15 protein-coding genes are annotated in these 19,438 nt (G+C 67.5%); 7 read left to right on the forward strand and 8 right to left on the reverse strand.

Annotated elements, in window-relative coordinates; genetic code table 11:
• The first annotated feature begins 484 nt into the window (after positions 1-484).
• Together H0X90_RS16125 and H0X90_RS16130 are read left to right on the forward strand one after the other, a co-directional pair.
• Complete coding sequence (locus H0X90_RS16125) at positions 485-1,306, forward strand: IclR family transcriptional regulator (protein ID WP_006490143.1); 822 nt, start codon at positions 485-487, stop codon at positions 1,304-1,306.
• Between the two features lie 176 nt (positions 1,307-1,482).
• Positions 1,483-2,034, forward strand: a complete 552-nt coding sequence (locus tag H0X90_RS16130) for a hypothetical protein (protein WP_034178622.1) — start codon at positions 1,483-1,485, stop codon at positions 2,032-2,034.
• Between the two features lie 642 nt (positions 2,035-2,676).
• Here the strand turns inward: H0X90_RS16130 and H0X90_RS16135 are convergent.
• The 5 genes from H0X90_RS16135 to H0X90_RS16155 form a co-directional block, all read right to left on the reverse strand.
• Entirely contained in the window at positions 2,677-5,034 is a 2,358-nt protein-coding gene (locus H0X90_RS16135; RefSeq protein WP_077189892.1) for a GNAT family N-acetyltransferase, read from the reverse strand.
• Between the two features lie 581 nt (positions 5,035-5,615).
• Positions 5,616-5,921, reverse strand: a complete 306-nt coding sequence (locus H0X90_RS16140) for an H-NS family nucleoid-associated regulatory protein (protein WP_006494353.1) — start codon at positions 5,919-5,921, stop codon at positions 5,616-5,618.
• 103 nt (positions 5,922-6,024) lie between these two features.
• Positions 6,025-6,297, reverse strand: a complete 273-nt coding sequence (locus H0X90_RS16145) for a hypothetical protein (protein WP_012493616.1) — start codon at positions 6,295-6,297, stop codon at positions 6,025-6,027.
• A gap of 61 nt (positions 6,298-6,358) precedes the next feature.
• On the reverse strand, positions 6,359-6,886 hold the full coding sequence (locus H0X90_RS16150) for a BON domain-containing protein (RefSeq protein ID WP_006490158.1): 528 nt from the start codon (positions 6,884-6,886) through the stop codon (positions 6,359-6,361).
• A 54-nt stretch (positions 6,887-6,940) separates the two neighbouring features.
• Positions 6,941-8,428: a sigma-54-dependent Fis family transcriptional regulator gene (locus tag H0X90_RS16155; RefSeq protein ID WP_006494351.1), complete on the reverse strand. Its 1,488-nt coding sequence runs from the start codon at positions 8,426-8,428 to the stop codon at positions 6,941-6,943.
• 316 nt (positions 8,429-8,744) lie between these two features.
• On the opposite strand from H0X90_RS16155, the gene H0X90_RS16160 reads away from it, so the two are divergent.
• Together H0X90_RS16160 and H0X90_RS16165 are read left to right on the forward strand one after the other, a co-directional pair.
• Positions 8,745-10,148 (forward strand): GntP family permease, encoded by a 1,404-nt coding sequence (locus H0X90_RS16160; protein WP_034203165.1) that lies wholly within the window; start codon positions 8,745-8,747, stop codon positions 10,146-10,148.
• A 345-nt stretch (positions 10,149-10,493) separates the two neighbouring features.
• The gene (locus tag H0X90_RS16165; protein ID WP_006490126.1) at positions 10,494-10,745 is read left to right on the forward strand and encodes a DUF4148 domain-containing protein; all 252 of its coding nucleotides are present in this window, start codon (positions 10,494-10,496) and stop codon (positions 10,743-10,745) included.
• Positions 10,746-10,784: 39 nt separating this feature from the next.
• Here the strand turns inward: H0X90_RS16165 and H0X90_RS16170 are convergent, their stop codons facing one another.
• Together H0X90_RS16170 and H0X90_RS16175 are read right to left on the reverse strand one after the other, a co-directional pair.
• Positions 10,785-12,380: a thioredoxin family protein gene (locus H0X90_RS16170; protein ID WP_077189891.1), complete on the reverse strand. Its 1,596-nt coding sequence runs from the start codon at positions 12,378-12,380 to the stop codon at positions 10,785-10,787.
• Positions 12,381-12,639: 259 nt separating this feature from the next.
• The gene (locus H0X90_RS16175) at positions 12,640-13,140 is read right to left on the reverse strand and encodes a GNAT family N-acetyltransferase (protein WP_006490146.1); all 501 of its coding nucleotides are present in this window, start codon (positions 13,138-13,140) and stop codon (positions 12,640-12,642) included.
• A 581-nt stretch (positions 13,141-13,721) separates the two neighbouring features.
• Between H0X90_RS16175 and H0X90_RS16180 the strand changes: the two genes are divergently transcribed.
• From H0X90_RS16180 to H0X90_RS16190, 3 genes are all read left to right on the forward strand, one after another.
• Positions 13,722-16,061: a phosphocholine-specific phospholipase C gene (locus tag H0X90_RS16180; protein WP_034203163.1), complete on the forward strand. Its 2,340-nt coding sequence runs from the start codon at positions 13,722-13,724 to the stop codon at positions 16,059-16,061.
• A gap of 276 nt (positions 16,062-16,337) precedes the next feature.
• Complete coding sequence (locus H0X90_RS16185) at positions 16,338-16,607, forward strand: hypothetical protein (RefSeq protein WP_012493620.1); 270 nt, start codon at positions 16,338-16,340, stop codon at positions 16,605-16,607.
• Positions 16,608-16,761: 154 nt separating this feature from the next.
• Positions 16,762-17,754 carry a DedA family protein/thiosulfate sulfurtransferase GlpE gene (locus H0X90_RS16190; RefSeq protein ID WP_006490157.1) on the forward strand — a complete coding sequence of 331 codons (993 nt, stop codon included), beginning with the start codon at positions 16,762-16,764 and terminating at the stop codon, positions 17,752-17,754.
• Between the two features lie 61 nt (positions 17,755-17,815).
• On the opposite strand, the gene H0X90_RS16195 is transcribed toward H0X90_RS16190, so the two are convergent.
• The gene (locus H0X90_RS16195) at positions 17,816-19,282 is read right to left on the reverse strand and encodes an OprD family porin (protein ID WP_034178623.1); all 1,467 of its coding nucleotides are present in this window, start codon (positions 19,280-19,282) and stop codon (positions 17,816-17,818) included.
• Positions 19,283-19,438 lie beyond the last annotated feature (156 nt).

Here is a 19,438-nt window from a genome sequence, read left to right on the forward strand (position 1 = left end):
CATCGAACGGGCGGCCGCCGGTCTGCGCATCGGCGACGACGGCCCGGCATCCGCGACGCGTGCCGGTCCATGCCGGCCGGCTGCACGCGCGGCCGCGCCGTCGCTGGCCCGCAAGCCTTTGTACCATCGGCCGCGCGCCGTGAAATGACGCGCGACGGATACCGACTATTGGTGCGCCTGCCGACGCTGCGGCGCAGCACGCGCCGCACCGGCGTCGGTGGAACGACCATCGTTCGCAGTGGCGCCTGCCATCGGTGCATGAATACTGGCTATTCGGGGTGCCCCTGTCATCGGAAACGTTTGCCCATCCGTTCTTGTCCGGTAATGATCGGTAAAAAGACGCTGCATTGCACACTGTATGTTTATTGCTAAGCTCATACGGATGGCTTTCATTGCCATCCGCGGGCCCGCCCTATACGCGTGCAGAACCGGCCAGCGTGCGTCGCCAACCGATCGACGGTAATCCCCCAACCTCACACCGACAATGCAGACAACCAACGACCCGCTTCCCGGCAGCGACGCACGGGAATCGATGGCCGCTATCGACCGCTATCGCGCACCCGCGCTCGACAAGGGCCTCGATATTCTCGAACTCCTGTCCGAGCAGAAGGAAGGACTCACCCGCACCGAAATCACGAAGGAACTCGGCCGTAACGCGAGCGAGATCTACCGGATGCTCGAACGCCTCGTCGCACGCCGCTACGTGATGCGTTCGACCGGCGGCGACCGCTATACGCTCAGCCTCAAGTTGTTCGCGCTTGCGCACCGGCATCCACCGATGAACCGGCTGATCGCCGAAGCGCTGCCGCCGATGCAGCGCTTCGCCGATGCCGCCGAGCAATCGTGCCACCTGTCCGTCTACGATCGCGGCAACCTGCTCGTGATCGCGCAGGTGGACGGGCCTGGCCCGTGGGGCGTGTCGGTCCGGCTCGGCTCGCGCGTCGGGCTCGCCGATACCGCGTCGGGACGCACGCTGCTGGCGTTCCAGGGCCCCGAGCAACGCGCGCACATGCTGGCCGAGCACCGCAAGGTCAAGGGCGAAACGCCGCTGAACGAGCAGGAGCTCGCGAATGCATGCCAGTCGATCCGGCAGTCCGGCTACCTGCGCCAGGACAGCCGCCAGGCCTACGGCGTGACCGACCTGACCGTGCCGATCCTCGGGCCGGCCGGCCATGCGATGGCCGTGCTGACGTGTCCGTACATGCGACGGATCGATGCGCACATGGCGCCGACCGTCGACGTGGTCGTCGACGCACTGCGCGACACGGCCGCCCATCTGTCGATGTGCCGCACCGAGACCTGCTGACGCGCGGGTTCGCCGCCAACGCGCACCGGGCATCGCGCAGCGGCGCCGGGTGCGATTGCGCACGACGCCCGCGCGGTGCCCGATGCGCGATGTCGCATCGGGCAGCCGCGGCGCTACGCTAGAATAGCGGCCCTCTCAAAAACTACGGCGGCCGGTTGTCGCGGCCGTCGTGTCCGATGGATGTCATGGCCAAACTTCTGAACGATCAAGAATTCCAGCGTTTCTCCGAACTTCAGCAGAAGCAGGCAAGCTTCACGATCACGCCCGAGGAAGCGGACGAACTGCGCGATATCGTCGCGCGCGCGCAGAAGAAGCGCGACGATCGTGCCGCCGCAATGCAGGCGATCGAGAACTACATCGAGCAGTTCGACATCACGCCTGACGAACTCTTCTCGCCCGAGCAGATCGGCGACGCGGCGCGCACCTACGGGCTCATCACGGCGACCAAGAAGGAACGCACGCTGCCGCCGTCGATCACGTTCAACGGCAAGCCGTACCAGTGGACCAAGACGCTTCCGGACGACGTGCGCGGCGCACTGTTCGACGCGTTCACGTCCGGCGAGTCGGTCAAGCGCTTCATCGCGATGCCGAAAGACGCCGCGCGCTGTGCGCTGACGATCGCCCGCCTCGAGCGCGAAACCGGTGCCGTCTATGCCGATCCACACCTCGAGGAACTCGCGATTTCGCGTGATCAGGTGAACGACGCGGCGTCGAAACTCGCTGCGTGAATGTGATCGTGGGCACGCTTCCTGCGTGCCCACACCTGCGCGTCACGCCGGCATTGGCCGGCGCGGCGCCCGCGGCAGGCGTGCGTTCGCATGCTCCCGAAAAAGCTCACCTCGGCATCCCGCAAGCGCTCACCGCAGTCTCCCGTAAAGTCTCACCGAAGGCTCCTGGAGACGCTTACTGACGCCTCCCGAACATCCTCACCGATCGCTCCCGCAAGTGCTCACCGAGGTGTCCCGGAAAGGCTCACCGGCCTTTCCCGCAGGCGCTCACCGGCCGTTCCCGGGAAAGCTCACCGAACGCTCCCGTATCGGCTCACCGCGCTGTCCCGGAAAAGCTCACTCGCTGCTCCCGAAAAGTCTCACCTTCGTGATGGCTTTGCATGTGCGAAGCCGGAATAGGGCCACGAATGCGTGCAAGCACATCGCTTGGAACGGTTGCGCAGGGCGAATATCGCAGTACGCTGGCGCGCCTCCGGGCTTCACGATATCGCCTCGACCGGCAGGTTCGCCACGTCGGCGAGCGCTTCATGCCGGATACTGGCTTCAACTCCTTTGCATTCCTGAGTGACCGTGCGGCATGGCGAGACATTGCCGCATCGACGCCATGCGTTACCTTCGCAACGTGGGACCACAGACTGACGCCTACGGCTGCAACTTCATCCTGAACCCGACGACGCCCGGCTCCTCCGTCGTCGATACCGCAAACCCGCACGATTTCGCGAGAGAAATCATCGCCGTATTCTCGCGCAACGCCTCGCCGACCATCCACGCGGTGCCGCGCGAGCGTGCGTAGTCGATGATGCGCATCATCATCAGCCGGCCGAGCCCCTTGCCCTTTTGGTCGGGCCGTACCGCGATCGCGAACTCCGCCGTCTCGTTGTCGGGATCGGCGACCGCGCGCGCCACCGCGAGCGTGTGGTCGCGCCCCGACACGTCGGTGAACGACACGATGAACGCCATCTCGCGGTCGTAGTCGATCTGCGTCATGCGCGCCACCTGCGAATGATCGAAGCTGCGCACCGCGCCGAAGAAACGCATCCGCAGATCTTCCGGCGTCATCGCACCGAGCAGCTCGTTGTGTGCGGCCTCGTCCTCCGGACGGATCGGACGGATCGTCACCGTCTCGCCATGCCACTCGAGCGTCTGCTCGAGGTGCCGCGGATACGGCATGATCGCGAGCCGGCTGCGCCCTGCAGCCAACGTGATGCGCGGCGCGACGACCCATGCGCGGTCGGACAGCACGCGCAGCGTGACCGACATCGCAACGACTTCGCGCACGTCGCAAACGACCTGCGACAGCGCCGTCAGCGCGTCGAGCGTCGGCTCGACGGGCGTGCTGCGCGCATACGGCGAGCGCTCCATCACCGCGCGGGCGAGCACGGTGTTCAGCGGCGGCAGACCGTAGACGACGAACGGCGCCGATACGCCATCCGCCGGCGGCACGGCGTAGCGAAACACCGGACCGAAGTTCGAATCGTCATACATGTCGACCGTGATATCGACGACCTTCTTGCCGGCCGGCTCGCTGGATTGCTCGCCCTGCAGACCGAAATGGGACAGCCAGCGCAGCGCGGCTTCGCCGGCCAGTTCATGCTGCCCGGCTTCGACCATGCGGCGCGCGTCGGCCTGGGCGGACGCCACGCATTCGGCCGGCTGCGGCGGCGTGCCCTCCGGCGTCTGCATCAGCAGCTGGCGCCCGAGGTTGTAGTCGACGAGACGCGCATACGCACGTGCGAGCCGCTGCGGCGTCGTGTGCACCGGAATACCGTTCGCGTGCAGCGCATCGCGTGTCGCCGCATCGACCGCGCCGAAGAAACACGCGAGGATGCCGCGATGCGCGTACTGCCGCGAATCGATCAGCGTGCGCGCGACCAGGTCGGCCGGCGCACTGTGTGAAGTGGAATGAACGACGAACAGCGTGCCCGTCTGCGGAAACGGGGCGAGCGCCTTGATCGCCGCGGCAAAGTGTTCGGGGCGTGCATCGTCGCCCAGCGTGAGCGGATTGCCCGGCGCCGCGAGATGCGGCAGCGCGGCCGCGACGGCCGACGTGGCCGCGGGCGACCAGTCGGTCAGCACGTCGCGCACCTCGGCCACCGCATCGACCGCGAGTTTCGCCACGCCCGCATCGCTGGTCACGAGCGTCGCCGCCCCCCGTGCGGTGACGCGGCCCACGCCGAGCGTCTCGATTTCGTCGAGCAGGTCGTCGAGCGCATCGACGCGCACCATGCCCGCGCGCTGGAACGCCGCCGTGTAGAGCGCATCGCCGGGATCGGCACGGCCGGTACGTAACGCGAGCACCGGCTTGTTGCGTGCGGCCGCGCGCGCCGCCGACATGAACTTGCGCGCCGCGCGCACGGTATCGAGCTCGAGCAGGATCGCGCGCGTGCCGGGATCGCTCGCCAGATAGTCGAGGACGTCACCCGCATCGACGTCCGATTCGCCGCCGAGCGCGACGACATGCGAAAAGCCGAGGCCCCGCGCATGGGCCCAGCCGAGCACCGCGTTCGTCAGCGCATTCGATTGCGATACCCATGCAACGCCGCCCGATCGCGCCGTATACGCAGGCGCGCCGAAATGCGCATGCCGCGCCGGCGACAACACGCCGAGGCTGCCGGGCCCGACGATACGGAGCACGAACGGCTTCGCCGCCTTCAGCGTGCGATCGACCGCGGCGCGATCGGCATCGGTGCGCGCCTCGCCGACGATCACCGCGACCCGCGTGCCCAGCTCACCGAGCTTGCGCACGATGCCGGCCCAGGTCGCGGGCGGCGTGCAGATCACGGCAACCGACGGCGGCGCGGGCAACCGGTCGACATCCGAGACGACCGCATGCCCGTCCAGCTCGCGATATTTCGGATTGACCGGCCAGACAGGCCCCTGGAACGCGCCGTCGAGCACACGCGACCACACCATCGCGCCGATACTGCCCGCGCGCGACGACGCGCCGACGACCGCAACGGACTTGGGCTGGAACAACGCATCGAGATGGCGAACGGTCACATCGGCTCCCTGCGGTGACGAAAGACGACACGATCGGCATGCGGCCACGCGGGCCGTGCGCCGATCGACGCGAACCCCAAGCATAGGCGAAGCGCCTGCGACTGCCTATATGCCGAACGGCCGACTATTCGACGGACGTCAACGCTCGCATCATGGGTCTGCAACACACGCGGCACGGCATCGCAGTGCCGCTCGCACGATGCAGGCAACGCGGCACGATGCTGCAGTCGCGCGCTCAAAGGTGAGGTTTTACAGGAGCCATGGTGAGTATCTTCGGGAATCGCACGACATACCGCGCCAATACGCGAAAGGTGATGAAAGTCCGCGTCGCGCGTGCACCTCGAAAATGGCGAATGCCAATGCGCGTGCATTGCGCCATTACGCGCTTGTTTACGGAAATTCCCCGCAATATGCAGTCGGATCGCGGCGAATTCGCAAAACGGGATCCGTTCATTGCGCGGCATTGCACTTCAATTCGCGACGGAAAATCGCATGGCGACCGCCCAAAAACAAAACGGTGCGAAGGCCGCATGGCCGTTCGCACCGTCAGTCGATACGCGAAAGGTGAGGATTTTCGGGAGTCAGTCCTTGATCAGGAAACGTCCGCGATTCTTGCCGAGCCATGCCGGCGCCCGCCCGCGACCACTCCAGGTTTCGCCCGTCTTCGGGTTCAGGTACTTCGGCGGCAAGGTCCGCTTGGGCTTCGCGGCGGCAGCGGCTGCGCCCGATCCTGCCGGGCGAAAACCGAGTTCTTCCGGCGTAATGTCGTATTCGTCGATTTTCGCGCGGATTTCGGCAATCGCGTCGGCAATCGCCTTTTCACGTTCCTTGTCGATCTTTTGCTGAAGCCGTTCGAGCTGTGCGGACAGTTGCCTGTAGGTCGCCATATGGATGGGACTCCGTGAGTGTTATTCGTGAAAAATAGGTAACACCAAGCAAACAGAAAAGCGCTTCGCCCGATCGTGGTCTCCTCAGCCGGTCATTTCGGGATCAATAACCGCTCTTCTTCTTGCACGCGAAGAGAAGATTTCGCACGGCGTCATCCGTCGATTGCTGGATCACGTCGAAATCTCCGTTGCACATGGCCCGGGCATTGTCCGTGCAATTGCTCCAGTCGCTGCCGGTGCATTGCACCTGAGTGGTCGGGCGCCCGTCCGAAGTGAACAGCGGAGCACCGCCACCGCACCCGCCGAGCCCTGCAACCAGAGCCAACATCACGGCCGCCCGAGGCCACCGACAGACCGACGCAAGCATGTGTTTCATTATGGTTCCCGTCAACCTTTTTTTGAATGTCGCGAGTATGCCATGGGCGGCCCGTCGAGCGTCAGTCCGGCGCGCGGTCGGGTTGTCCGCGCGCCTTGTACGGCAAGCGCTTGCGCGGATCGTCGGTGATGCGAATGAACACCTGCTCGACGTCCGGAATTGCCTCGAATTCACGTTGCAACGCCTGGCGATCGACGCTCGTATCCGCACATCCTTCGACGTAGATGAAACGTCGCTGCACGGTAATCCACAGGCTCGTGCCGCGCAGACGATCGGAGCCCGCGAAGTGCGCCTTCGCCGCATCGGCGATCGACGCATCGTACATATACGAGTTCGGCTTCGTGCAGCGATGGGCGAGCCAGCAGGTCGTGCCGCGTTCGGCGCGGTAGTGCGCATCGTCCGTCATCTCCGCGCGCGTCATCCACGGGCCGAGCGGCAACGGGCATTCGGCGACGTCCTGCGACAGCGCGACGAACGGGTCGTTGTACCAGTTGCGCCGCGCGTCGGCCGTGTCGGCGTCGCCGGCCTGCGCGAATGCGGAGCTCGCCAGCAACATGGTCAGCCACCCTGCGATGCCGATCCGCTTCATCGTGATCTCCTGTTCGATGCGTTACATCGGGCCGCATCGGCATCGCCGATCGGCCTATCGGTCGATGCCGAGCGCCGCCAGTTTCTTGTACAGCGTCGCGCGACCGATGCCGATGCGCGCGGCCGCTTCGACGACCTTCCCGTCACAGGCCGCGAGTGCGTCGGTCAGGAACTGACGCTCCCACGCCGCCAGCGCATCGGCATACGAGGCGGCCGGCGCACCGGATGCCGTCGACGCATCGTCCGCACGCTGTTCGGCCGGCACCGCGCCACCCTGCTGCGCCGGCGCCGCGCCGTCCGGCGAGATCCGCACCGGCCCGAGAAACGGCGCGAGCGCGCGCGCATCGATCACCGAACGGTCCGACAGCATCAGCGCGCGTTCGAGCGTATTGCGCAACTCGCGCACGTTGCCGGGCCACGGATACGCGCACAGCATCCGCAGCGCATCGTCAGTCAGCTCGCAGTGCGCGGCGCGTCCGTGCTGGGCGGCCAGCTCCTCGAGCGTCGCATAAACCAGCGCCGCGATGTCGGATGCGCGTTCGCGCAGCGGCGGTGCATGGATCGTCAGCACGTTCAGCCGGTAATAGAGATCCGCGCGAAAACGCCCGGCCGTCACCAGCGCCGGCAGGTCGGCCGACGTGGCGGCGATGATGCGCACGTCCGCGCGCACGATCCGGTTCGAGCCGACCGGCTCGAACTCCTTATCCTGCAGCACGCGCAGCAGCTTGCCCTGCAACGGCAGCGGCATGTCGCCGATCTCGTCGAGAAACAGCGTGCCGCGATCGGCCAGCTCGAACTTGCCGACGCGTCCCTTCCGATCGGCACCGGTGTACGCGCCCGGCGCCGCGCCGAAGAATTCGGTTTCGAGCAGCGTGTCGGGAATCGCGGCGACGTTGACGGTCACGAGCGGCTGGAGCGCACGCGCCGACGCCGCGTGAATCGCATGGGCGAGCAACTCCTTGCCGGTGCCCGTCTCGCCGAGCAGCAGCACCGGCGAATCGACCTGCGCGGCGCGGCGCGCCTGGCGCTTGGTCTCGAGGCTCGCGGCACTCGTGCCGACGAAGCTCGCGAACGTGTATTTCGCTCGGCGCGCCTGGGCGAGCGAGCGCTGCGTCGCGATCAGTTGCTGCTGAAGCTGCGCGTAGCGGGAAAAAATCGGCGTGAGCGTCTTCAACTGGTCGAACAGCGCGAAGCCGATCGCGCCGACCGTCTCGCCGGCTTCGTTCTTCAACGGCAGGCGCGTGACGACGAGCGGCTCGCGGCCCGTCTCCATGATGTCGAGCAGGATCGGCTGTCCGGTCGACACCACCTCCCGCATCAGGCTGTTCGGGATCACGGCCTCGCAGTCGAGGCCGACGGCCTGCTGCGGATCGGCGAAACCGAAGCGCGCCGCGTAACGCTCGTTCATCCACACGACGCGCGCGTCGCGATCGACGACCACCGTACCCGCACTCGAATCCTCGAAGGTCCGGAACAGCGACTCGGCGGCGCGCCGCAGCACGTCGCCGTAGTTGACGGGCAGGCGCGCCCAGTCGTTCATCATCGTGTCTTCGTCTCCGTGTATCGTCGACCGGATGTCTCCGGAACGAGACGGATTATCTCACTATGGAGACACGTCGCAATGCGTTGTCCGGGAATGCCCTGCACGATTTCGAGGGGTGACCGGATGGCCGAAACGTCTCCGGATGGAGACGTTTTATGTAGAATCGTCAGACTTGCGTCGGCGCGGGCCCGCCGGCCGCCGGCGGACCCATGTCCGGCGGCGCAATCCGGCCGATGGCACGAAACCTGCACGAACCTGAGCCGGTCCGCGGCGCGTCGCGCGATCGAACAACAACCAAAGCCATTAGGAGACTCCCTTGTCTTTCGTGATCGTCCTCGCCGCGCTGGCGTTCCTGATGTTCGCCGCGTATCGCGGCTACAGCGTGATCCTGTTCGCGCCGATCGCCGCGCTCGGCGCGGTGCTCCTGACCGAACCCGCCGCCGTCGCACCGGTCTTCTCCGGCATCTTCATGGAGAAGATGGTCGGCTTCGTCAAACTGTACTTCCCGGTCTTCATGCTCGGCGCCGTGTTCGGCAAGGTGATCGAACTGTCCGGGTTCTCCGAATCGATCGTCCACGCGGCGATCCGCTACATCGGCCGCTCGCGCGCGAATGCGGTGATCGTCGCGGTGTGCGCGCTGCTCACCTATGGCGGTGTCTCGCTGTTCGTCGTGGTGTTCGCGGTCTATCCGTTCGCGGCCGAACTCTATCGCCAGAGCAACATCCCGAAACGACTGATGCCCGGCGCGATCGCCCTCGGCGCGTTCTCGTTCACGATGGATTCGCTGCCCGGCACGCCGCAGATCCAGAACATCATCCCGACCACGTTCTTCAAGACGACCGCCTGGGCCGCGCCCGCGCTCGGTACGATCGGCTCGCTGTTCATCATCGTCGTCGGCCTCACGTATCTCGAATGGCGCCGCCGTTCGGCGATGGCGAAGGGCGAAGGCTACGGCTCGTCGCTCGTCAACGAGCCGGAACGCGTCGAGGCGAAGGCGCTGCCCCATCCCGCGCTGGCGATCCTGCCGCTGATCCTCGTCGGCGTGTCGAACTTCGCGTTCACGAAGCTGATCCCGCAGTGGTACGGCGCCGCGTCGTACACGGTCGCGCCGGACGTGCTGCCCGGCGTGCATGCGCCGGTCACGACGTCGATCAAGACCGTCGTCGCGATCTGGTCGGTCGAGGCTGCGCTGCTGCTCGGTATCGTGCTGGTCGTGCTGACGGCATTCAAGCGTGTCAGCGACCGCTTCGCGGCCGGCTCCAAGGCCGCCGTCGCCGGCGCGCTGCTCGCCGCGATGAACACCGCGTCGGAATACGGCTTCGGCGGCGTGATCGCCGCGCTGCCGGGCTTCCTCGTCGTCAGCGATGCGTTGAAGAGCATCCCGAACCCGCTCGTCAACGCTGCCGTGTCGGTCAGCTCGCTCGCCGGCATCACGGGCTCGGCGTCCGGCGGCATGAGCATCGCGCTCGCCGCGATGTCGGACCTGTTCATCAAGGGCGCACAGGCGGCCAACATCCCGATGGACGTACTGCACCGGGTCGTCGCGATGGCGAGCGGCGGCATGGACACGCTGCCGCACAACGGCGCGGTCATCACGCTGCTCGCGGTCACGGGCCTCACGCACCGCGAGTCGTATCGCGACATCTTCGCGGTCACCGTCATCAAGACGCTCGCGGTGTTCTTCGTGATCGCCGTCTACTACGCCACGGGGCTCGTGTAAGCCCTGGCATCGAGGCGGCGTTCGTCCGTCGCCGTCCGCATCGCGTTTCAGGATCGGACCGCATGCGCACCGGAACGGATTCCGGAATGCGCATCCGGTCCGATTTCATTTCCCTGCCCGGCCAATCAGGTCCAATCCACGCCACCGTGCCCGCGCGCGCGTGGGGCCGCCCGGCCGCATTGCGCGGCCCCGCCGCCATCCGCCGATTGTTGCCGGGAGCAAAACACTGCGTTGGGCGCGATCGCATTTTTCACACCTCCGCCCGGGCCTACACTGGTTTCAATGTCGCCTGGCGCTTCGACGAACGAAGCGCTGCGATTCACCGGAATCGTGGAGGTCCCGATCATGAAGCGCCTGATCCCTGCCGTCGCCATCGCCCTGGCCGTCTCGGCCCCGTTTGCCGCGCAAGCCCAGTCGAACCAGCCGCTCACGCGCGCGCAGGTCCACGCCGAAGTCAAGGCGCTCAAGCAGGCCGGCTTCCAGTCGAGCGACTGGTTCTATCCGGCCAGCATCATGTCCGCCGAAGCGAAGATCGCCCGCCAGCACGACGCCGGATACGGCAGCGACCGCGGCGCGTCGTCGCAGTCGGGCCGGTAACGGAACGTCCGGCCCGCTCGACGATGCGCTCGCGCGTCGTTACGCCTTCACGGGCTGGATCAGCTTCGCGCACGCCGCCGCCTGCGGATCGCCGGCCGGCAGCTTCCCGCACACACCGTCGAACTGCTTGACGACCGACCTGACCGACGCGTCGTGCGCGCCGCTGCCGCGCCAGCGGTTCAACTGCGTGACGACCTTGGTCAGCGCGCGCAGGTTCGCGCCGTAGAACGCGTCGCGGGTCTTGTCGGCCTGCGCGAGCACACTGGCGGCAATTCCTTCGATGCGCGCCGCATCGTTCGGCGCCAGCTCCACCGCATTCGCGAAGTAAGTCGCGCCCCAGCGCAGCTTCGTCGCCGGCCCGTTCGCCGCGTCGTACGCCTTGCGATACCAGTCGAGCGCCGCCGCCTTGTCGCCGCGCGCCTTCGCGTTCGCGGCCAGCCCCGACATGAAATAGTACGGCGTGGACGAACGCGGCAGCTCGGCCTTCAGCAACGCATCCGATTCGTCGTACAGGCCGGCGTCGGTCAGCGTGTCCGCGCCTTCGCTGACGAGCGCCTGCCGCTCGTACGCGTTCGCCGCGCCCTGCACCGACGCGGCGATCTGGTTGCGCGCGGTGTCGGCCAGCGCCGGTGCCGCAGCCGGCGTGCCCTTGCGCGCATCGCCGCGCGCGAGCAACACGCGGCCGTGCAGCGCCATCAGCCGGTCGATCGACGACAGCGTGGTGTCGGTCGACAGGCGCGCCAGCGCCGTGTCGTACGCGCCGCGCAATTTCGTGCGCTGCGCGTCGTCGCCGCCGAGATACGCCACCACGCGCGCAGGGGCCGCGACCAGCACGTCCGAATCGGCCCGCGACAGCGCGGCATCGTGCAGCACCGTGCGCAGCGAATCGGCCAGCGCGGCCTTGTCGAGCGCACCGGCCTGCGTCGGGTCGTCCGACGCGGCGACCACCGCCGACTTCAGCGCGAAGCGCGCCGCTTCGGCTTTCGCCCCGGCCGCCCGCGCGCGTTGCGCGAGCGACTGCAGCGTCTGCGCGACGCGATCGGCCGGCACCGGCAGCGCACCGTCGGTATCCCATGAATAGTCGGCCAGCAGGCGCCATTCGTCCGGTGTCAGCGACGCGCCGTTCTTCAGCGCCGTCGCGAGCGTCTGCCGCACCGGGTGCGCGGCCGTCATCCCGAGCGACAGCGCCTGCATGTAGCGGTCGAGATCGGCTTCGCCCGGCAGCCGCGTCACTTCGGTGCCGTCGGGGCGGAACAGGATCATCGTCGGATAGCCGTGCACCTTGAAACGCTCGCCGAGCTTCTGCGCGCTCTCGGTGTCGCCGTCGAGATACACGGGCACGAAGAACGACGAGCGCGTCTTGAAGGCCTGCTGGCTGAAGATCGTCGACTTCACCTGGTTGCACGACGGACACCATACCGCGCCCCAGTACAGCAGCAGCGGCTTGCCCTCGCGCTTCGCGAGCGCGAATGCGGCGTCGACGTCGCCGTGTTGCCACGCGATGCCGGGCGGCAGATGCGCACCGTCGGGCGATGCGTTCGCCACCGGGGCGCCCACGGGCGCGGCAGCGGCAAGCGCCGCACCGGCGGCGGCGAACAGGCAGGCGGCGGTGAGATTGCGAAGAACGGTTTTCATCGAAGCGGGTTCCGTTGAACAAGACAGTTTCAGGGAGATGCCGCGCACGCAACGAGGGCCGTGAAGCGATGACGACGAGGCCGGCCGACCTGCAGCGCCGCGCATGCATCGATACGGAAAAGCGAAGCCGGCCGCGGCGACCGGCAAATCGTTCGACGATACGACGGGTACAGCCGAAGGAAAACGAACGAATTCTCGATTGAATATGACGCGCGGCATCGCGGCCGCGTGTGCCGTCACGTCCGCAGCGGCCGGCCCTTCACGGCCGCGCCTTGAGCCGGGCCATGTGATACACGGACGCATGCACGCCGTCGCGCAACGCGTAATCCGGCGATTCGCCCTCGATGCGGAAACCGTGTTTCTCGTAGAGCGCGATCGCCGCGCGGTTGTCGGTAAACACCGTCAGCTCGAGACGCGTGATGTTCAGCCAGTTCTCCGCGAGATCGATCGCGGCCGCGAGCAACCGACCGCCGATGCCGCGCCCGTGACGCGCCGCGTCGACCATCATGCCGAGCGCCGCCGCGTGGCGCCGGCGCGGATTCGGCTCGGGATGCAGACCGAGATGGCCGACCACCGTGCCGTCGATTTCGGCGACGAGGCTCACGCCGTGCTCGCGCACGTTGTCGAGCCGCTTCCGCCATTTTTCGAGCGACGGAAACGGCTGCTGCAACGTATTCATGTACACCGCGGGATGCGCGGCGATCTGCCGGATCGCGTCGACGTCGTGCGTCTCGCTGTGCCGGATCGTGATATCGGTCATGGGTGGGCCGGTTCCGAAAAGTCGCGCCGAACGCGCGGACTGCGCAGGCGCGCAGCAACGCATCGAGCTTAGCCGATTTCACGCATTTGAAACACGGGTGTCACGCCGTTGCACGTCAGGTTGCATCCGCAACCAAGGGCGCTCGCGCGATCCGCGCCCATCCGGAAAATTCTGACCGGTCACGCGTGCGGCGATCGGTAATTTCTTACCGTTTTCGACCTCGCATCGCGCTCGAACGAATCGTTGCGCACGCAACGTCACGTGCGCGACATGCGATGTCATTTCTTCATCACGCCTGCGTCATGTCGCGTCCCTAGACTGGGCGCCGCCCCAGCCCAGCATGCGCCGGCCCGGTGTGTGCCGACTCCTGCCCCGCGCATCACGAGCGCACGGCGCGCAGGATCGCGACGGCGGCCGCGGCAGCCGCGCGACGTCGCGCATCGGGCGATGCGCGCACCGCTGCAACAGGCGTCCGATGCGCCCAACGCGCACGCATCGCCGGTCGTTCCGGCGCGAGACGACGCCCGGGGCACCGCCAGACGAACGCACGAACGCTCCCACCCTCACAGGATCCGAACGCCATGACGTCACGCCGCAAATTCCTTCAGCAAACCGCCGGTTCCGGCCTCGCCGCCGCCGCGCTGTCCGCGTTTCCGCCAAGCATCCGCCGCGCGCTCGCGATTCCCGCCTTCCACGAAACGGGGACCATCCAGGACGTTAAGCACGTGGTGCTGCTGATGATGGAGAACCGTGCGTTCGACAGCTACTTCGGCACGTTCAAGGGCGTGCGCGGCTACGGCGACCGCTTCGCGGTGCCGTCGCCGAACGGCCGCGACGTGTTCTACCAGGCGTACACGAAGGCGACGCCCGCCGCGACCGTGACGCCGTATCACCTCGACGCGCGCCAGGGCAACGCGCAGCGCGCGGGCGGCACGCCGCACACGTGGGCCGATGCGCAGGCCGCGTGGGACCACGGCCGGATGAACCGCTGGCCCGACGCGAAGACGCCGCTGTCGATGGGCTACTACGACGCGGCCGAGGTGCCGTTCCAGCGCGCGCTCGCCGATGCGTTCACGCTGTGCGACCACTACCACTGCGGGATGCACACGGGCACGATCGCGAACCGCCTGTTCTACTGGAGCGGCACCAACGGCCCGAACGGCATCAGCCCGGCCGACGGCAACCGCGTGAAGATCGCCGCGCTGAACAACCAGTTCAACGGCGGCAACGACATCGGCCCGTCGAGCCAGGGCTGGACCTGGACGACCTATGCCGACCGGCTGCAACAGGCCGGCGTGAACTGGAAGGTCTACCAGAGCCTGATCGACAACTTCGGCTGCAACGAGATGATGAGCTTCCGCCACTGGCGCGCGGCGATCGAGCAGATGCCGGCCGCGCGCCGGCCCACGTACGTCGCGTCGACCGACATCACGCAGCCGGTGACGGCGGCCGGCGCATTCTACGATCCGGCGATCGACGACCCGCTGAGCCCGCTCGCGAAGGGCTTCGGCAACACGATGCCGTACGGCTTTCTCGAGACGTTCCGCGACGACATCCGCAACGGCAAGCTGCCGGAAGTGTCGTGGATCATCCCGCCGTCCGCGTACAGCGAACACCCGGGGCCGTCGAGCCCCGCGCAGGGCGGCTGGTACGTGCAGGCCGTGCTCGACGCGCTGACGGCGAACCCGGAGGTCTGGAGCAAGACCGTGCTGCTGGTCAACTACGACGAGAACGACGGTTTCTTCGACCACATGCCGTCGCCGGCCGTGCCGTCGCGCAACCCCGACGGCACGCTCGCGGGCGGCCATACGCTGTCGGCCGCCGACGTCGCGGTCGAATACCACGACTTCACGCCGGCCACGTCGAGCCAGCCGGCCGTCGACGGCCGTCCGTACGGCCCGGGCCCGCGCGTGCCGATGTGGATCGTGTCGCCGTGGAGCCGCGGCGGCTGGGTCAACTCGCAGGTGTTCGACCACACGTCGACGCTGCGCTTCCTCGAGAAGCGCTTCGGCGTCGCGGAGCCGCAGATCAGCGCGTACCGCCGCGCGGTGTGCGGCGACCTGACGAGCGCGTTCAACTTCCGCACGCCGAACAACGAGCCGCTGCCGACGCTCGCGGGCCGTACGACGAAAAGCCAGGTCGACGCGCTGAGCGCCGCGCAGCAAACCGCGCCGAAGATCGTGCCGCCCGCCACGCCCGCGCTGCCGACGCAGGCGACCGGCGTGCGCCCGTCGCGCGCGTTGCCGTACGAACTGCACGCGAGCGCGCGCACCGATGCCGGCGCCGGCACGGTCACGCTGAAGTTCGCGAACACCGGCCACGCCGCCGCCGTGTTTCACGTCTACGACAAGCTGCACCTCGACCGGCTGCCGCAGCGCTACGTCGTCGAGCCGGGCAAGACACTGCACGGCGACTGGGCCGCGCGCGCCGACAATGGCGGCAAATATGACCTGTGGGTGCTCGGCCCGAACGGCTATCACCGCCGCTTCACCGGCGACCTGAGCCGTCTGGCCGGCGCGCGTGCGCCGCACCCCGAAGTGCGCGTCGGCTATGCGGGCGCGAGCGGCAACCTCCATCTGCGGCTGCGCAACGACGGCGGCGGCACGGTGCGCTTCACGGTGAAATCGAACCAGGTCTACGGGCCGCTGTCCGGGCACGGCGGAAACGACGACCGCGGCAACGGTCATGGCCACGGCACCGACAACGCCACCGGCCATGGCACCGGCACCACCTGGACCGTCACGGTGCGCGCCGGCGACCAGTCCGAGTTGCACTGGAAACTCGACTCGACCGGCCATTGGTACGACTTCATCGTCACCGCCGACAGCGACGCGAGCTTCTCGCGCCGCGTGGCCGGCCGCGTGGAAACCGGCCGCCACTCGGTGAGCGACCCGGCAATGGGGCTCGCCGACCGCTTCTGACGCCGCCGCGGCGACGCGCGGCGCAGCGCGTGTCGCCACCCGCGCCGGCGTAGCCGCGAACGCCGGTCGGGCACCGGTTTCACCTGGTGCCCGATCCGGCTGAGACGCCCGCCCGGCGCGGCTCAAACATCAGAGGGATCGGTGGTGCAGCCCTCATTTCACCCCCACGAAAATGCTCCGTGTCGCGGCCCGTTCGCGTTAAACTGCGTCAAGCCGTATTCAACAAAGACATCTTTGCCGCTCCGGCATCCACGACACGATACGAGGATAGGTTCGATGCGCACTACCGGCTCATCCGGGGCAATGACCCTGCTCACCGAACACGACCCGGCCGACGGCCGCGAACTGCGCTCGCTCCGGCTCGAAGCGACCGGCGACGGCAAGAGCGTGCTGCTGATCGAGATCGACGAACGCAAGCCCGGCATCCATCGCGAGGTCCGCTACGAGATCACGCCGGCCGAACTGATCGCCGCGATCCGCTCGCACGGCGCCGAGCTGCCCGGCGAAAACCATGGCGCCGCCTCGCTCGCCCGCACGCCTTCCTGATTCCGGACGGTGAGCCGCGTGCCACGCGCCGGCTCACCGACATCCCCCTGCCGCCGTCAGGCGCTTTCCGTCATTCCCGCCGCTGCCTTGAAAAAGGCCGATAATCGGCCCATCTGCCTTTCCTGCCCACGCGTTTCCTTTTCGGCCAGCCGTCATGCTCCGTGACCTCGTCGCCCAGTACGGGCCGCTTCTCGTGTTCGCCAACGTGCTCGCGGCGGCCATCGGCCTGCCGGTGCCCGCGATGCCGACGCTCGTGCTGTTCGGCGCGATGTCCGCGATGCATCCGGCGATGATCGGCTCGCAGCTCGTGACGGTCGTGGCGCTGTCCGTGCTCGGCGCGCTGATCGGCGACACGGTCTGGTACGTCGCCGGGCGGCGTTACGGCGGCACGACGCTGAAGACGATCTGCCGGCTGTCGCTGTCGCGCGATACCTGCGTGAAAAAGACCGAGCGCTTCTTCGGCCGCTACGGCGTGCGCGTGCTCGCGGTCGCGCGCTTCATTCCGGGGTTGTCGCTGGTGTCGGTGCCGATGGCCGGTGCGCTCGGCACGCGCTACCGCACGTTCGCCGGCTACGACGCGCTCGGCGCCGCGCTGTGGACGATCGTCGGGCTGATGGCCGGCCTCGTGTTCTACCGGCAGATCGACTGGCTGTTCGCCGGCGCGAGCCGCCTCGGCCGTGCGGTGCTGCTGGTGATCGTCGCGCTGCTCGCCGTCTATGCGGCCGTGCGGTGGATGCGCCGCCGCGCGCTGATCCGCCAGCTCGCGAACGCGCGGATCGGCGTCGACGAGCTCGACGTGCTGCTGCGCGACACTGCCGCCCCGGTGGTGCTCGACGTCCGCTCGCCCGAGCACCGCAAGCTCGACCCGTTCACGATTCCCGGTGCGCAGTTCGCCGACGAACGCCAGATCGGCGACATCGTCGCGCGCTATCCGCTCACGCAGAAGTTCGTCGTCTATTGCTCGTGCCCGAACGAAGTGACGGCCGCGCTGATGGCGAAGCGCCTGCTCGATGCAGGCTTCACCGATGCGCTCGCGCTGCGCGGCGGCCTCGACGCATGGCGCGACACGGGCCGCCAGCTCACGTCGCTCGTGGAAGAAACGCCCGCCGCGAACGATGCCGTAGCGGGATGGCACAAGCCGGCCTGATCGCACCGATCGCGGGCCGGCCGCACCGGGTCCGGACAGGGGGCGTTGCGCCCCCTTCGCATCAGAACGCGTGCAGCGGCAGGTTCACGACCAGACGGTATTCCTTGTTGGTCGCGTCCGAGTAGTGGGACGAGCCGTTGTGCCACATCGCGATGAACGTGACCTTCGTGTCCTTCAGCTTGCCGCTCTGGAACGTGTACGACGGGATGAAGCCGAACTCGTGGTGACGGCCCTGCACCGGCGCGCCGTTGCTCCAGTAGATGCTCGACTTGCTCGGGTCGTTCGCCGCACCCGCGCTGCCGTCCGCGCCCCAGCCCGTCACGCCCCAAACCATCGCCTTGAAGCCCGGCAGGCCCGCTTCCTTGCCGTAGAACGTGTAACGCAGCTGCAGCGACTTTTCGTGCGGCGCGTTGTAGTCGACGTCCATCGAGTTGGTCAGGAAGATGCCGTTCGTTTCGTTCAGGTAGTCGAAGAACTGGTCGCCGAGCACCTGCTGGAAGCCGAGCAGCAGCTCGTGCGGGCCGTGCTGCGCGGCCACCGACAGGCTGTACGCGTTGTTGTTGATCTTGCCCTGCAGCGCATCGCCCGTGTCGTGCGTCGAGTAGACGTTGCCGAAGCCGGTCCACTTGATCGTCTGCGGGCTGCCGATGCTGTGCTTCACCGACGCGTAGTACTGGTGCCACACGTCGTCGGCCTGGTTCGCGTACAGCGCGACTTCGCCGTTCGGCGAGTAGTCCCACGTGCCGCCGACGTAGGTCAGGCGATTGACGCGCGTGCCGCCGTATTGCGTCGTCAGGTTGGTGAGCGTCGTATGACCGCGCGCGTCGGTCTTCGTGAAGCTGCCGGCCTCGAGCATCACGTTCTTGAATTCATTGCTGACGATCGTCGCGCCGAGGAACGTCGGCGGCAGCGCACGGTTGTCGTGCTGCTCCATGAACGGGTTGTCGACGGCCTGCAGACCGTACTTGACCACCGTGTTCGAGATGCGCGCCTTCACGTCGTAGATGCCCGGGTACGCCCATGCAAGCTGGTTCGACCCGCCGCCGCCCTTCGCCACGTGCACCATGTTGCCGGCGCCCGCGCCGCCGTCGAGTTTCAGGCCCGCGTACAGCGACGCGTCCACGCCGAAGCCGATCAGGCCCGCCGTATAGCCGGACTCGAAGTTCGCCATCACGCCCTGGACCCACGCATGGCGGTGCGGCCCGCCCTTGTTGTCGAGGATGTCCGAATAGTTGCGGAACAGGAAGTCGAGATGGCTGTCGGCGATGAAGCCCTTCGATTTCGACTGCGCCGACGGCTCGTCGGGCGGCGTGACGGCCTGGGTCGCCTCGGCGTTGACAATGGCGTTCTGGGTCGGCGCCTGCGCAACGGCCGTGCCCGTACCGGCGGCCGGTGCGGCCTGCGCGACCGTCAGCGGCACCGCGTCGTCCGCGTGCGCGACACCCGTCAGCGAGACGCCGGCGAGCGCCGGCAGTCCCCATGCAAGCAGCATCTTCGATGCCGTCCCGATCGTCTTCTGCTTTTTCATCATCATTCTCGTCTTGTGTTGATATCGTCCACGCCGGTTGCGATCCGCTTCCAGCCCCCCGGCGAGCCCGGCTAAGGACGCGCCTGTACCCGCAGCGCGAAGATCGTTCGCGCCGCACCTACCCCTGTTGACCTGCCTTGGTTATGTTTGCTGCGT

This window comes from Burkholderia sp. 9775_39 (assembly GCF_015712225.1).
GTDB classification, from domain to species: Bacteria; Pseudomonadota; Gammaproteobacteria; order Burkholderiales; family Burkholderiaceae; genus Burkholderia; species Burkholderia cenocepacia.

What these genes read in the sequence shown, in the direction of transcription:
- H0X90_RS16155 (WP_006494351.1), bottom strand. Translation starts at nt 8,428, where the DNA reads ATGATGAACGACTGGGCGCGCCTGCCCGTCAACTACGGCGACGTGCTG.
- H0X90_RS16180 (WP_034203163.1), top strand. Translation starts at nt 13,722, where the DNA reads ATGACGTCACGCCGCAAATTCCTTCAGCAAACCGCCGGTTCCGGCCTC.
- H0X90_RS16130 (WP_034178622.1), top strand. Translation starts at nt 1,483, where the DNA reads ATGGATGTCATGGCCAAACTTCTGAACGATCAAGAATTCCAGCGTTTC.
- H0X90_RS16170 (WP_077189891.1), bottom strand. Translation starts at nt 12,380, where the DNA reads ATGAAAACCGTTCTTCGCAATCTCACCGCCGCCTGCCTGTTCGCCGCC.
- H0X90_RS16140 (WP_006494353.1), bottom strand. Translation starts at nt 5,921, where the DNA reads ATGGCGACCTACAGGCAACTGTCCGCACAGCTCGAACGGCTTCAGCAA.
- H0X90_RS16190 (WP_006490157.1), top strand. Translation starts at nt 16,762, where the DNA reads ATGCTCCGTGACCTCGTCGCCCAGTACGGGCCGCTTCTCGTGTTCGCC.
- H0X90_RS16175 (WP_006490146.1), bottom strand. Translation starts at nt 13,140, where the DNA reads ATGACCGATATCACGATCCGGCACAGCGAGACGCACGACGTCGACGCG.
- H0X90_RS16185 (WP_012493620.1), top strand. Translation starts at nt 16,338, where the DNA reads ATGCGCACTACCGGCTCATCCGGGGCAATGACCCTGCTCACCGAACAC.
- H0X90_RS16165 (WP_006490126.1), top strand. Translation starts at nt 10,494, where the DNA reads ATGAAGCGCCTGATCCCTGCCGTCGCCATCGCCCTGGCCGTCTCGGCC.
- H0X90_RS16150 (WP_006490158.1), bottom strand. Translation starts at nt 6,886, where the DNA reads ATGAAGCGGATCGGCATCGCAGGGTGGCTGACCATGTTGCTGGCGAGC.
- H0X90_RS16195 (WP_034178623.1), bottom strand. Translation starts at nt 19,282, where the DNA reads ATGAAAAAGCAGAAGACGATCGGGACGGCATCGAAGATGCTGCTTGCA.
- H0X90_RS16145 (WP_012493616.1), bottom strand. Translation starts at nt 6,297, where the DNA reads ATGAAACACATGCTTGCGTCGGTCTGTCGGTGGCCTCGGGCGGCCGTG.
- H0X90_RS16125 (WP_006490143.1), top strand. Translation starts at nt 485, where the DNA reads ATGCAGACAACCAACGACCCGCTTCCCGGCAGCGACGCACGGGAATCG.